The sequence below is a fragment of the Bradyrhizobium sp. genome, from assembly GCF_049691595.1.
In the GTDB taxonomy this organism is placed as follows: domain Bacteria; phylum Pseudomonadota; class Alphaproteobacteria; order Rhizobiales; family Xanthobacteraceae; genus Bradyrhizobium.
In genome coordinates, this window is the sequence record NZ_JBAVNZ010000160.1 from 1 (window position 1) to 13,458 (window position 13,458).

13 protein-coding genes and 2 pseudogenes are annotated in these 13,458 nt (G+C 63.8%); 8 read left to right on the top strand and 7 right to left on the bottom strand.

Features of this window, described 5'->3' with window-relative positions; genetic code table 11:
- The first annotated feature begins 202 nt into the window (after nucleotides 1-202).
- A complete protein-coding gene (gene dmeF / locus WCE35_RS07080) occupies nucleotides 203-1,174 on the top strand; it encodes a CDF family Co(II)/Ni(II) efflux transporter DmeF (RefSeq protein WP_424592636.1) in 972 nt (323 codons plus the stop codon).
- Here the strand turns inward: dmeF and WCE35_RS07085 are convergent.
- Complete coding sequence (locus WCE35_RS07085) at nucleotides 1,171-1,902, bottom strand: sulfite exporter TauE/SafE family protein (protein ID WP_424592637.1); 732 nt, start codon at nucleotides 1,900-1,902, stop codon at nucleotides 1,171-1,173. The two genes, dmeF and WCE35_RS07085, sit on opposite strands and share 4 nt — an antisense overlap.
- A gap of 145 nt (nucleotides 1,903-2,047) precedes the next feature.
- On the opposite strand from WCE35_RS07085, the gene WCE35_RS07090 reads away from it, so the two are divergent.
- The 3 genes from WCE35_RS07090 to WCE35_RS07100 all read left to right on the top strand — a co-directional run bounded on the left by WCE35_RS07090 (nucleotide 2,048) and on the right by WCE35_RS07100 (nucleotide 5,194).
- Entirely contained in the window at nucleotides 2,048-2,203 is a 156-nt protein-coding gene (locus WCE35_RS07090; protein ID WP_424592638.1) for a hypothetical protein, read from the top strand.
- Nucleotides 2,204-2,503: 300 nt separating this feature from the next.
- Nucleotides 2,504-3,892, top strand: a complete 1,389-nt coding sequence (locus WCE35_RS07095) for an OmpA family protein (RefSeq protein ID WP_424592639.1) — start codon at nucleotides 2,504-2,506, stop codon at nucleotides 3,890-3,892.
- 15 nt (nucleotides 3,893-3,907) lie between these two features.
- The gene (locus WCE35_RS07100) at nucleotides 3,908-5,194 is read left to right on the top strand and encodes a hypothetical protein (protein ID WP_424592640.1); all 1,287 of its coding nucleotides are present in this window, start codon (nucleotides 3,908-3,910) and stop codon (nucleotides 5,192-5,194) included.
- Between the two features lie 33 nt (nucleotides 5,195-5,227).
- On the opposite strand, the gene WCE35_RS07105 is transcribed toward WCE35_RS07100, so the two are convergent.
- From WCE35_RS07105 to WCE35_RS07120, 4 genes are all read right to left on the bottom strand, one after another.
- A complete protein-coding gene (locus WCE35_RS07105; RefSeq protein ID WP_424592641.1) occupies nucleotides 5,228-5,644 on the bottom strand; it encodes a RidA family protein in 417 nt (138 codons plus the stop codon).
- Between the two features lie 34 nt (nucleotides 5,645-5,678).
- Complete coding sequence (locus WCE35_RS07110) at nucleotides 5,679-5,828, bottom strand: hypothetical protein (protein WP_424592642.1); 150 nt, start codon at nucleotides 5,826-5,828, stop codon at nucleotides 5,679-5,681.
- An 88-nt stretch (nucleotides 5,829-5,916) separates the two neighbouring features.
- A complete protein-coding gene (locus tag WCE35_RS07115; RefSeq protein ID WP_424592643.1) occupies nucleotides 5,917-7,077 on the bottom strand; it encodes an MFS transporter in 1,161 nt (386 codons plus the stop codon).
- Between the two features lie 113 nt (nucleotides 7,078-7,190).
- A complete protein-coding gene (locus WCE35_RS07120; protein ID WP_424592644.1) occupies nucleotides 7,191-7,715 on the bottom strand; it encodes a hypothetical protein in 525 nt (174 codons plus the stop codon).
- Nucleotides 7,716-7,837: 122 nt separating this feature from the next.
- On the opposite strand from WCE35_RS07120, the gene arsC reads away from it, so the two are divergent.
- The 4 genes and pseudogenes from arsC to WCE35_RS07140 all read left to right on the top strand — a co-directional run.
- Nucleotides 7,838-8,239 carry an arsenate reductase (glutaredoxin) gene (arsC, locus tag WCE35_RS07125; RefSeq protein ID WP_424592645.1) on the top strand — a complete coding sequence of 134 codons (402 nt, stop codon included), beginning with the start codon at nucleotides 7,838-7,840 and terminating at the stop codon, nucleotides 8,237-8,239.
- A 454-nt stretch (nucleotides 8,240-8,693) separates the two neighbouring features.
- Nucleotides 8,694-9,080 (top strand): hypothetical protein, encoded by a 387-nt coding sequence (locus WCE35_RS07130; protein WP_424592646.1) that lies wholly within the window; start codon nucleotides 8,694-8,696, stop codon nucleotides 9,078-9,080.
- A gap of 273 nt (nucleotides 9,081-9,353) precedes the next feature.
- Entirely contained in the window at nucleotides 9,354-10,046 is a 693-nt protein-coding gene (locus tag WCE35_RS07135) for a winged helix-turn-helix domain-containing protein (protein ID WP_424592647.1), read from the top strand.
- 430 nt (nucleotides 10,047-10,476) lie between these two features.
- A pseudogene (locus WCE35_RS07140) lies at nucleotides 10,477-11,412 on the top strand (sensor histidine kinase); the annotation flags it as partial.
- 171 nt (nucleotides 11,413-11,583) lie between these two features.
- Here WCE35_RS07140 and WCE35_RS07145 read toward each other — a convergent pair.
- Both WCE35_RS07145 and WCE35_RS07150 read right to left on the bottom strand, forming a co-directional pair.
- Nucleotides 11,584-12,834, bottom strand: a complete 1,251-nt coding sequence (locus WCE35_RS07145; RefSeq protein WP_424592648.1) for a multidrug effflux MFS transporter — start codon at nucleotides 12,832-12,834, stop codon at nucleotides 11,584-11,586.
- A gap of 232 nt (nucleotides 12,835-13,066) precedes the next feature.
- Nucleotides 13,067-13,458: pseudogene (locus tag WCE35_RS07150) on the bottom strand (MFS transporter); the annotation flags it as partial.

A 13,458-nucleotide genomic window follows, 5' to 3' on the forward strand; every position in this document is an offset into this window, starting at 1 on the left:
CTTCTGATGACGGCCTTTCCCGGCCTGCCGCTGGTCGTCTGCGGCACGCTCAAGATCGCCTACGACCTCGCGCTGTTGTCCTCGTTCCGGCACATCAAGCCGCCCGAGGAGGCGTCGTAACGGCCGCTGGCCCCTTAAAACGGCTGTGCACGAGGCCTATATTCACGAGTACCAAATCGCGCGAAATTCCCTGGGGCTGGCCATGCATTCCGATTCGATCGACCAATGGACCCACGAGCACGTTTTCCTGGGCGCGGGGCACGCCCGGAACGAGCGCCGCGCCTGGTTCGTGGTGGCGCTGACCGTCGTCATGATGGTGGGCGAGATCGTGGCCGGATCATTGTTCGGATCGATGGCGCTGCTCGCGGACGGCTGGCATATGGCCACCCACGCCGCCGCGCTCGGCATCGCCGCGTTCGCCTACCTGTTCGCGCGCCAGCACGCGCGCAATTCCCGTTTCACCTTCGGCACCGGCAAGTTCGGCGACCTGGCCGCGTTTGCCAGTGCCATCATGCTGGCGCTGATCGCGGTCCAGATCGCCTATGAAAGTGCGATCCGGCTCGCTTACCCCGTTCCGATTGCATACGGCGAAGCGATCTTCGTCGCAGTGCTGGGTCTTTTCGTCAACCTCGTCAGCGCGTGGCTGCTCCACAGCGGCGATGCTCACGGCCATGATCATCATCACGATCATGACCATCAGGAAGGTCATCACCACGGCCATCGCCATCACGACAACAACCTGCGCGCCGCCTATGTCCATGTGCTGGCGGACGCGGCGACCTCGGTTCTCGCCATCGTCGCGCTTGTTGTAGCGATGGTTTCGCAATGGGTCTGGGCCGATCCCGCGGTCGGAATCGTCGGCAGCCTCGTCATCGCCAGCTGGGCCTATGGGCTGATCCGCGCGTCCGGCGCGGTGCTGCTCGATGTCAACGCCGACAAAAACCTCGAAGCCGTCATCCGCGGCCGGCTTCAGACCAGGGGCGACCGCGTCACCGATCTGCATCTGTGGCAGGTCGGTCCCGGGCATCGCGCGGCGGTGATCTCGGTTGTCTCCAACCGCCCGCTGCCGCCCGCCGTCTACAAGCGCCGCCTCGGCGGCCTGCGCGGCCTCAGCCACGTGACCGTCGAAGTCGAAACCTGCCAGCACGCGCCGCCGGTGTCCGGGGCCGACTAGGCCATCAGGACGACGCCCGAGAGCAGAAGCAGTCCCAGCACGACCTTCCGGAATGCGGCCTCATCGATCCGACCAAACAGTTTGAGGCCGAGACAGGTGCCGGCGAAGAGGGCGGGTAGACCGATCAGGAACAGCTTGACCGTATCGGGCGTGATTGCACCCCTGGCGCCGATCCACAACGCGCCCATCAGGAACGTCGCGACCGCCACCGGCTGGAACACCGTGCGCTGCACCTCCCTGGGCCAGCCGCGCAGCCCGCACCAGATGGTGACGAAAATGCCGGCCAGTCCCGTGACGCCGCCGAGCATACCATTGAGGAATCCAACGCCGACGTCGGCCGCGCCGCCGCCAGCTCTGACCGGTTTGATGGCCGGCCGAAACAACGCATACAAACTGTAGACAATCAGAAAAGCACCGATGCCCATGCGCACATGCGCGGGGTTGGTCCAGGTCAGGACCGTGACGCCGACGGGTACGCCGAGCGCGGCGCCGAGCACGAATGGCCAGAGTTTTTTCCAGTCCAGCGCGCGGCGGAGCTTCCAGACCGAATAGCCCTGCACGATCAGGCCGAATGCGATGATCAGCGTCGCCGTCTGCAGCGGGTTGAGGATGTAGAGCCAGATCGAGGCGGCGACCAGGCCGAAGGCAAAGCCGGAAAGGCCCGCGACCAGCGCGCCTGCGAATGTCGCAAACAGAAAAAGTGCAAGCTCGGGAGAAAATCCATCCATGTGCTCGCTCCAGGCAAGGGCGAGCAGCGCTTGAATGGGATCGCCATTTCATGGGGAGGCTGCGATATCCCCGCCGCAGGCTATGCTGGCGCCGCTGATGAACGCAAGAAATTTGTGCGCGGTGCGATCGTATCGGCGAACCGTCATGGTGCTGACACTTGCCGCCATCTGTTCGGAGCTTGCGCAGGCCGTCCTCGCGCTCGGGCTGATCGCCGTGTTTGCCGGGATATGGATTGCGACAACGGAAGTCCTAACAGCCGCGGCCTGGCGATCGACGACAGATCGGAATACGCCGCCCTGATCGCGCTGGTCTCCGAGCAAGTTCCTGCTAATAGGAAGTCTTATAGGGAAATCCATGGTTTGGAGACGTCCGCAGGCGGTCCCGAAGCAAAAAACCAACATGCAGCTGATAGGTTACGGGCAATTCCCCATGTAAAGCAACAGCGACATATTTCGTCCCACAATAGCGAATATAGTTTCACGCAGACGGTTGGGCAGGGCTCGTGGTACACACGATCAGACCGGATTTCTCGATCTCGGTGGCGTGTGGATCGGGTATCGATCCGGCCTCAAAATATCCGTAGGGGCGGAGGCGGACACGATGTCGGAAAGTCAGCACTGGTGGATCGGCATACTTCCGCTTCTGGTCATTTGGGCGATCGCCAGTTTCGTCATGACCGACCGGGTGGAAAGCGACCTTGCCGCGCGCGCAACCGCCGCGGTGATCGCCGCTCCGATTTTGAACGCGGCGTCGGTAACGGTGGCCGGCCGCGATGCGAGGCTTGCCGGTACGGCCTTCGATGCGCAGGGCAAAGGCGACACCGTCAAACTCGCCCTCGATACGGACGGCGTGCGTCTGGTCAATGACGACATCACCACGGTGCCCTCCGCACAGCCCTACGCGTTCAACGCCAGGCGCGATGGCGACAGGCTCGTTCTTTCCGGAAATGTGCCGCGGCCCGCCGCGCGCGCGAAAATCCTGGAGGCCGCAAGATCTTCGGCGCCCGGCGCAACCGTCGTCGATCAGCTGAGCTACGCGCAAGGCGCGCCGGACGGGTTCGAAACCATCGCGGCCTACGGGCTCACCGAGGCAGGCAAGCTTGCCGGCGGAGAGGTCTCGCTGTCGAACAATGCGTATTCCATCGCCGGTCGGGCATCGACGGCGGCGATCTATCGCGCCGCCCTGGCCGCGACCCGGCAACTGCCGGCGGGAGCCACGATTGCCAGGGTCGATATCAAGTCGGACGAAATCACGCCCTACATATTCAATGCGACCAAGAGCGGCGGTGCGATCAGGCTGAGCGGCTATTATCCCGACGAGAAAACGCACCGGGAACTGCTCTCCGCGATCGGCCGACGCTTCCTTGGCGCCCGGCTGAGTGATGAACTTACCCAGGGCAAAGGCGCGCCAAAGGATTTCGCCAAAGCGGCATCCGCGATGTTGCAGCAGCTATCGCGGCTTTCCTCAGGTGCGGGCTCGATGTCGGATCTGGATATCACCGTCAAGGGTGACGCGTTCTACGCCAAGGCAGCGGCCGACATCCCCTCGGCACTTTCCGCAGCCGTGCCGCGCGGGTACAACGCCAACGCGACCATTGGCGTCGCGGCGCCGGGCGAGCCGATCGTTGCCGCAGCGTGCCAGCCGCTGTTTGCGGACATTCTCGCCCAGGGCAAGATCCTGTTCGAGATCAGCCAGGCCTCCATACAAAATGATTCTGACGCGGTGCTCGACAATCTGGCGGCGACCGCGATGCGATGCCCGGACGCGCATATTGAAATTTCCGGTCATACCGATTCGGTCGGCCGCGACGACAGCAATTTAGAACTGTCGCGGCGGCGCGCCGAGGCCGTATCCCATTATCTCATCAAAGCCGGAATCGCCCCCGAGCGTCTGACGGCGATCGGTTACGGGAAGACACGCCCCATCGCATCGAACGACACCGAAGAGGGGCGCGCTCAAAATCGCCGCATCGAATTCGACGCCAAATAGAACGGAAGACGCGTCATGCTGTACCTTCTCGCGACTTATTGGGTGTGGTCGGTTGCAGCGCTGCTGGCCGGCGGTGCTGTCGGCTACTGGTTGTCGGGGCGCCGAACCCTGGAGGAAGCTGTCGGACGTCTGGGGCGATGGTTCGCGCTGGCGTTTCTCCTGGCGCTGGCAGTAGCTGTTCTCCACTGGCTCCCGGAACGCGCAGGCCTTTATCTTGAAACGCTCCTGCTACTCGCGTTCTGCTACGCCGCCGGCGGCCTGCTGGGTCGCTGGCTGCGTAACGCAAGATCGCGCGCCATTTCCGCAAGGGCCGCTGAAGAAGCTCGACTGGCTGCGGCGGCAAAGGCCGCTGAGGCTCGTCGGTCCGCGGCGGCAAAAGCGGCTGAACAGACACGTCTGGCTCTTGCGGCAAAGGCCGCTGAAGAGGAACGTCACGCCGCGGCGGTAAAGGCCGCCGAAGAGGCGCGCCAGGCTGCGGCGGCAAAGGCTGCTGAAGAGGCACGTCAGGCCGCGGCGGCAAAGGCTGCCGAAGCCGCGGCTGCCGTAATCGAAACCCCGGCGGTCGCCGCCGTTCATGCGGGCACCAGGCCTGTGGGCATAACGGTGCCGGAAGGCGGTCAGGCCGATGATCTGAAACTCATCAAGGGGATCGGGCCAAAAAACGAGAAGAAATGCAATGCGCTCGGCATCCACTACTTTCGCCAGATCGCCGATTGGTCGCCCGATGAAGCAATTTGGGTCGGCCACCACCTGGCTTTTCCCGGGCGTATCGAGCGCGAGCACTGGATCGCGCAGGCAAGATTGCTCGCTTCCGGCGGCGACACCGATCATTCGGCGGGCGTTAAATCCGGAGCCATCATTGTCGATGATTCCGCCGATGCGCCGCTTGATGCGGCCGCCGCCGATCTGCTCGCCAAGAGCCTGCCTCAGGAGGCGGGAGCTGTCGAAGGCGAAGCCGACCACGCTGGCCGCCGGCCCCTTGGCCTTGCGGCGCCGCTTGGCGGAAAGCCCGATGACCTCAAGCGGATCCGGGGTATTGGCCCGCAAAACGAAGGTCGCCTGCATGGGCTCGGGATCTGGCACTTCGCGCAGATCGCAGCCTGGCGCGAAGAAAACGTCAAATGGGTAGGCAGCTATCTGGCGTTTCGGGGCCGCATCAATCGCGAAAAATGGATCGAGCAGGCAAGCGAGCTTGCCGCCAATCGCGAAACGGAATTCTCCAGCCGCGTTGCCGCAGGCAAGGTTGGCAGCTCGAAAGACGACGGTTCGCACGGACAAGGCAACGTCAGGACCGTCAAATAGCGTGGTTGGTCTGCCATGGATGGGCTATTCGCGTCACCGTGCCGCGATGGCCTCGATCTCGATCATGAAATCCGGACCATACAATTTCGATACCTCGACCAGCGTCACCGCGGGCGCGGCCGGCGGCGCCACCGAAGCGAAGAAACGGTTTCGCGCGTCGCGGTAGCGTCCGAGATGGTCCATGTCGGTGAGGAACACCGTGAGTTTTACCAGATTGGCCGGCGTGCATCCGCTGGCCTGCAGCGCAACCCCGAGATTTCGGAACACCTGGTCCGCTTGCGCGGCGAAGTCATTCTTGCCGACCACGTTGCCGTCGCAGTCGAGCGCGGTCTGGCCGGCGATAAAGACCACGCGGCTGGGGCCGATCTCGACGATCTGGGAATAGCCGGGCGGCGTGCCGAGTTCGGGTGGGTTGATGCGCCGGATCGACGGCGGTGCTTCGTCTGACATGATGTTCTCCCCAGTGAGAAACCGACGGTGCGCTTCAGTTGCGCGGTGCTGACATCGGCGGCGGCGACATGCCGACCGCCTTTTTCGGCTTCAGCGTCCCCGCATAAAACGACAATCCAGCCACCAGGAGCAGGCAGACGAGATAGACCGCATAGGATTGCGGCGGCGTGATTGCCCAGCGCACCAAACCTCTGCCGCCTTCTGCCGGGCCGCTCTCGTTTTCCATGCCGCGGTTGTGCGCGAAACCTGGCGCGAACGGAAGGGAAAAACGTTTATTCGGACGCCCGCGGCCGCCCGTGCACCAGGAACAGCGCCAATAAGGCCGCAAGACTGAGCGCGCTCGAGACGATCAGGATGCGGCTGCCCATGGCGTCGATCAACAGCCCGAACGCCAGCGGCGCGCCCGCCTGCGCCATCCGCGCCGGCGCGCCGATGATGCCGAGGCGATAGGCGTAGTTCTGCGGGCCAAAGATGGCGAGCGGCAGCGTGCCGCGCGCGATCGTGAGAATGCCGTTGCCGGCGCCATGGAAGATCGCGAACATGCCAGCCGCCCCGCCGCCGGCGAGCGCCACGATGATCGCGCCGAGCGGATGGGTGAGGCAGGCGAGCCGGGTCGAGACCAGCGGATGATAGCGGCTGAGCAGGCTCGCCTCGACGATACGGGCGGCGACCTGCGCCGGCCCGATCAGCGCGCCGGCCGCGATCGCCTGCACCGATGTGGCGCCCGCTGCCTCCAGGATGCGCGGGAAATGCGCCGCCATCGCGCCGGTCACGCTCCACGCCGCGGCGAAGGCGAAGGCCAGCAGCGCCATGGTGCGGTCGATCGGAATGTGCGGCTTGACGGCGTTCGCGACGGCTGCCTTCGCGCCGGCAACGGGCGGCAGCATCAGCCAGTTGATCGGCAGGCCGATCAGGATGTGCGCCGCGGCCCAGGCGAAGCAGGTGTTGCGCCATCCGATGCTCTCGAGCCCGAGCGCCGTCAGCGGCCATCCGACGGTGGAGGCAAAGCCGGCGAGCAAGGTGATGCCGGTGATCGAGCGGCGCGCCGCGTCGCCATAGATTCGCCCGAGCGTGCCGAAGGCGGCGTCGTACAGGCCGGCGCCCATGCCGATGCCGAGCAGGAGCCAGGCCGCGATCAGCAACGCAATCGAAGTGGTGAAGCCCAGCAGCGCCAGCCCCGCCGCCAGCGTCAGGTTGGAGATCGACAGCACCGACCTGCCGCCGACCAGGTCGATCTGCCGGCCGATGCGCGGGCCGAGCAGGGCGGATATCACCAGCGACGCCGAGAAGGCGGCAAACACCCAGTTCGAGGAGATGCCGAGATCGCGTCCGATCGGATCGGCCAGCACCGCCGGCAGATAGTAGCTCGAGGCCCAGGCCAATGTCTGCGTGGTGCCGAGCGCCAGAATGATCGGAAGCTGACGCTGGCTCATCACTTCGCTAAATCTGTTCCTTGGCCGCATGGTTCGCAACCGGTCCCGCCGGGTTGCCCCGGCATTTGCATCCGTTACGTCACCGACGTCAACACCCGGCGCCGTTTCCCGACCTAGGACGGATCCGGCCGATGCGCCAGCGGATGCCAAAGCAGGGCGTAGACGATCAGCGGGATGCCGATCGCGGCCGGCAGCAGCCAGTACACGAACGCCGGAAACTCCTTCCAGAGCGGCAGGCTTTTTCCGTTGTCCACGTAAAACGCGATCAGCAGCAGAACGTAGGACGCGCCCATGCCGGCGATGTGCAGCCGGACCCAATGGCTCCAGCGGTTTCGCCTGGCCTGGCGGCCCAGACAGGCTGCCGCGAACGCCAATGCGCCCAGCACGAACAAGTGGTAGTCGTGAGTCCAACGCACCGCGGCCAGGCTGGTCGCTGTCAGGAACACCCCGGCCAGGCACCAGAAATAGATGATGCCGTTGCGGGGATGGTGGCCGGCGTGCTTCCCGCTCAGCATGGCGATCGCGCCGGTGACGACGCAGGCGAGCCCGAGCAGGACGTGAACCGCCACAACGGTCAGAAACACCGGGTTGGCGGAAGGAATTTCGATCCCGGCGATAGTTGTGGTTACATCGCCCATGGCGTTTCCCGCTTTCCCGGATGGGGATATCACGACGCTGGAAGCCGGCAATCGGGTGCGCCGTTGGTTCGGGCGAAGCCCCGCTTTATTCGCCCGAAATGCGGCCGGCAGGAGGCACCATCATGCGCGTTACGATCTATCACAACCCGTCCTGCGGCACCTCCCGCAACACGCTGGCGATGATCCGGCAGAGCGGCGTGGAACCCGAAATCATCGAATATCTGAAGACCCCGCCGAGCCGCGCCCGGCTGATCGAACTGATCAAGGCGATGGGAATTTCCGTTCGCGCGCTACTGCGCGAGAAGGGCACGCCCTATGCCGAACTGGGGTTGGCCGATCCCAAATGGAGCGATGACGAGCTGATCGATTTCATGCTGGATCATCCGATCCTGATCAACCGGCCGATTGTCGTAACGGAGAAGGGCGCAAAACTGTGCCGGCCGTCGGAGCTCGTGCTTGATCTGCTCGATCGACCCGTTACATCGTTCGTCAAGGAGGACGGCGAGGTCGTGAGCAAGCGTTAGGGCGCGGCCCCCTAAATCGAGATTTTGTCGTGCAGCTTGCGCGACGTTCGCTATGACGCCGATTTGCCGCCAAACAAATTTCGCGATGGGACAACAGTCGTTCAGCCACATGGCTGCCACCGCCAGACGATAGGAGTCGCCTGTCGGCAGACGGATGGGGAACTTCTACGTCAACCGACATCCATCGGCATGATCGACGCATCTCCCCCAACGAAAGGCAGCCGATGTGGTCAACATGCGAAGAGCTTGCGTCGCTCATCGCCACCGCATGCGACTAGGCGCGCCTCCCTGAAAAGGACGAGGACAGTTCGGCACTCCAGGCGACGCGGCGAAACTAACTTTGCTGTCAGAAACTGTCGCATTTGTAAGTTGTAATCACCAGATCATTTGGGTCTCCTGATCGTCTTTCTGCGGCGGCTTCCGCCGCTGCATTCAACCACGGAGGAGGACTGGGATGAACAACAAGCTCCTTAATGGCTTCATGGTGGGGGCGCTTGCAACGACGCTTGCTCTTGCGTCACCGGCGCTCGCGCGTGGCGGCGGCGGACACGGAGGCGGCATGCATGGAGGCGGCATGGGCGGCGGCGCGCATTTCGGCGGCATGGGCGGCGCGCATTTTAGCGGCAGCCATTTCGCGGGTGCGCATTTTGCGCATTCTGGATTCTCGCCCCGGTTTTCGAGGTTTGCGGTCCACGGCGACCGATTCTTCCATCATCGCCACCATCGCTTTGCGTTCGTTGGCCTGCCCTACACCTACGCCGCCTACGACAGCTGCTGGCGCAGAGTGTGGACGTCCTATGGATTGCGGTGGGTCAACGTCTGCTACGGCGACTATTACTGATGCTGCTGAAGCGTGATCGATGTGACGCCGCCGTCATATCGACCTGGCGATTTGCTGGAACGACGCCCGGCGCGTTGGCGTCTGTACCGCGTGCCATCGCGTCGGCGTCGATCGAGAGCAAGGCACAGAGACCGCAGTGCCTGAGGCGACCTTCACGCTTATTTGCGAGTCCTCAGGCAACCTTCCAATGACGCATGGGTTGGTTCCTGACGTATATCCAGGCGCTGAGGAGTGAATTCGGCTCGTTGACCGGTGGTTCGGAGACTGAAGACCATGACGGGAGGTCACCGCCGTATTCTGGTCGTTGAGGACGACCCGGAAACCGCCGGTCATCTGGTGGATTCGCTCACCAGCAGCGGTTACCAGGTGGATTTGGCCACCACCGGTAACGAGGCGCTGAGCCGCGGCGTCACCAGCGACTATGCCGTGATCACGATCGACCGCATGCTTCCGGACATCGACGGCATCGCGGTGATGCGTCAGCTGCGCGACGACGGCATCGCCGCCCCCGTCCTGATCATCAGCGCGCTCGGAGAAGTCGACGATCGGGTGCGTGGCCTGCGTTCCGGCGGCGATGATTATCTGGTCAAGCCTTTTTCCTTCGTCGAACTGCTGGCGCGCGTCGAGGCGCTGGGACGGCGGAGCGACACCGTCGTCAAAGAGACCATCCTGCGTGTCGGCGATCTCGCGATAGACCTGATGTCGCGGACCGCCAGCCGGCGCGGCAAGGACATCGTGCTTCTGCCCAAAGAATTTCGGCTGCTGGAGTATCTGGTGCGCAACGAAGGCCGGGCGGTATCCCGGGCCATGCTGCTGCAGCACGTCTGGGATCTTCATTTCGATCCCTCGACAAACATTATCGATGTCTATGTCGGACGCGTGCGTCGCAAGGTCGACGGCCAGCAGGCCTATCCGCTGATCCACACGGTGCGCGGTATGGGGTACTGTCTCCGTGCTCCTGGCTAACACCTTAACGTCATCGACGTTCAGGCTGGCGCTGATCGCGATCGGGGCCTTCGGCGTGATCGTGTCGGCTATTTTTAGCTACGTTTACCTGTCCACCGCCTCCTACGTGCGCGGGCGATCCGACCGCGCCATCGTGGCCGAGTATTCTAATCTGCGAGCCGTTTACGAGCGATCGGGGCGTGACGGGCTGGTCGCCCTGATCCAGCAGCGCATCGCCGACAACAGCTTTATGGGCAATGCGTATTTGTTCGCCGATCCCTCGTTGGCCCCCCTGGCCGGGAATCTGAAGGCGTGGCCATCGACCGTCACGGCAACCGGGGGATGGACGGAGTTCCGCGCGCTGGAGCCGTTGCGTGACGCGACAGACCGGCCGCTGCTGCGGGCCAAGCTCGAAGCATTTCCAGGCGGCGATCGTCTGCTGGTGGGAGCAGATATCGGCGACCTCGACAGCTTTGCCGATCAGATGAAGGCGGCGGTGATCTCGGGCGTTGCATTGATATTTTTGCTTGCGGCGGTCGCGAGCATTCTGGTGACGCGGCGGACAGTCGGACGGATCGAATCGATCAACACGGCCAGCCGAGCCATCATGCTCAGCGGTCTCGACAAGCGCATCCCGCTCCGCGGCACCCATGATGAATGGGATCGCGTTGTCGAGAACCTCAACCTGATGCTGGACCGGATCGAAACTTTGATGGGAGAGGTCAAGCAGGTCAGCGACAATGTTGCGCACGATCTGCGGACGCCGCTGACGCGAATGCGCGGACGGCTGGAGAAAGCCTATCACGGTCAGCGCAATAGTGGAGACGATCAATCGCTGATCGGCGATACGATCGCCGATCTCGACGCTGTGTTGCGGATATTCTCCTCACTGACGCGGATTGCGCAAATCGAGACCCAGGAACGAAAGGGCGCGTTCCGCACGGTGAATCTGGTCGAAATCGGCAGCGAGGTTGTCGAGCTGTACGATGCCGCGGCCGAACAGGACGGTACCCGCCTAACCGTGGTGGGCGATCCGGAGGTGCTGGTGACGGGCGATCGTGACTTGATCTTTGATGCCATCGCCAATCTTGTGGACAATGCTATCAAGCACGGCCGCGTCGGAGGGCAAGTCATCGTCGCAAACCAAACCATTGACGGCAGGCCGGTGGTCTCGATCGCCGACGACGGGCCCGGAATTCCGCTCGACCAATATGAGCATGTTTTCAAGCGCTTTTACCGGCTCGAGCAGAGCCGCTACACGCCGGGAAACGGTCTCGGGCTCAGCCTGGTCGCCGCCGTCGCCCGGCTTCACGGCGCGCGGATCGAAATGCTTGATAACGCACCGGGTCTCAAGCTCATGCTCTGGTTTTCTGCGCCGGCCGGTTAGCCGCGGGTCGAAGGACCGCATCGGCGTGACCGCCAGCGGCCACATTTCCGCTTGGCCGATGTCGGTGTTCTACCAGATGTCCGCTTTGCGTCATTGCGACAGGCGGAGCCCATAGCAAGTCCAGCCATGTCAGCAATGCCTTGAAAGCGGGAGAAACTTTCGAGCACGTGGCTACCTGGATGAACCATCGACGAATTTTGGCCTGTTCCAGCCAGCTTTCGTCCGCGTCGTGTACAGGCCGATCGCCACCAGCGAAAATACCGTCAGCACGATGCCGAGCGCGAACATCGCCTCATGCGAGACGGTCGCTCCAAGCCAGACTCCGACCGCGGCCATCATCATTTGCCAGAAGCCGAGCAGCGCCGAGGCGGCGCCGGCTTTCTCGCCGAACGGCGACAGCGCCTGGGCGGAGCCGAGCGGGTTGACGATGCCCATGCCGAGCAGGAATACGCTCATGGCGCCAAGAAATGGAAAAAACGTCGGGCTGACGATCGAGACCAGCAGCATCGCGAGGCTGCCGGTGGCCGCGGCAATCAGGCCAAGCTGGATCGAGCGGTCGAGCCCGTAACGGGGCGCCAGTCTGGTCGCCAGCATGCCGGCGGCGAACACGATCATCACGGTGCCGGCGAAGAACAGGCCGAGCTCGATCGGCGAAAAATCCAGCGCTTCGATCAGCACCCGGGGCGCGGCCGAAAACATCGCGAACAGCCCGCCCATGATCAGGCTGACGGTCACGGCCGGAACCAGGAAACGGCAATCGGTGATCAGGCCAAGATAGCTTTGGGCGATCGCGCGCGGATGGAGCGGGGTCCGCGTCGCGTGATGGGTTTCGCCGAACACGCTGCCATAGGCGAGGGCGCCGAGGCCGGCAAAGGCCGCGACCAGCGCGAATTCGGAACGCCAGCCGAAATAATGCTCGAGCGCGCCGCCGACGAGTGGGGAAAAACCCGGCGCCGCTGCCATCGCGATCATGATCAGTGCCATCGCGCGCGCCAGCGCCGCGCCCGAGAACATGTCGCGGGCGATCGCGCGGGACAAAACCGAAGTCGCGCAGGCGCCCGCGGCCTGGATGACGCGGCCGATCAAAAGGCTCGGCAGATCATTGGCGAGGCCGCACCAGACGCTGCCGGCGAAGAATACCGCAAAGCCTGTCAGCACCGGCCAGCGCCGGCCGTAACGATCCGAGATCGGCCCGACCACGAGCTGGCCGAGCGCGAACACCGCGAGGAAGACCGTGATGGCGGACGTGACCGCCGCGCTCGAAACCCGCAGCGACGCCGCCATCTGCGGCAGCGAGGGCAACAGGATGTTGGTGGCGAGCGTCCCGGTTGCCGCGAGCGCCGCCAGCACCGCGATCTGCCGGACGGTGGAGGAAGTCTCAGGACGCGGGGCGGCGTCGATCGCTGCGGTCTGGTCGGCCATGGAAGCTCCCGATGTGTTGTGGGATGATGTATATCATATGAAAGGAGATGGGAAAGCCGGAACGAACGCTGGCAGAGAATTTGGAAGAAGATAGCCGCAAAAGCCGTCATTGCGAGCCAACGGGTCGCGCGAATGCGCGCCCGATGACAGGCTCCGCGAAGCAATCCATGGCCCAGCAAAGATGGATTGCTTCGTCGCTTCGCTCCTCGCAATGACGATTGCGGCCAGCGTCTCAGCAGGCCCGCAGCACCTTGGGACCGTCACCGACCATGTCCGGCTGCCGCGCCAGTAAGACCGCGGGCGACGTCAGGATCACCAGCGCCTGTGCGCCGAAGATCGCAACCGCCAGATAAAGGCAGGCTTCCGCGCCGTAGAGCCCGCCGATGATGGCGCCGAGCGCGGAGCCGAGCGGACGCGCGCCATAGCTCATGATGTTGATGGCGGAGACCCGTCCCAGCAGCGACGGCGGCGTCACCGATTGCCGCAAGGTGGTGGTCGAGATCACCCACAGGATCGGGCCGGCGCCGAGCAGGAAAAAGCTCAAGGCCGCGAGCCACGGCATCGGAACCAGTGTGGTCAGCGCCATCACCGCGGCGGCAACAAAACCGGTCACCGGCCCAAGCC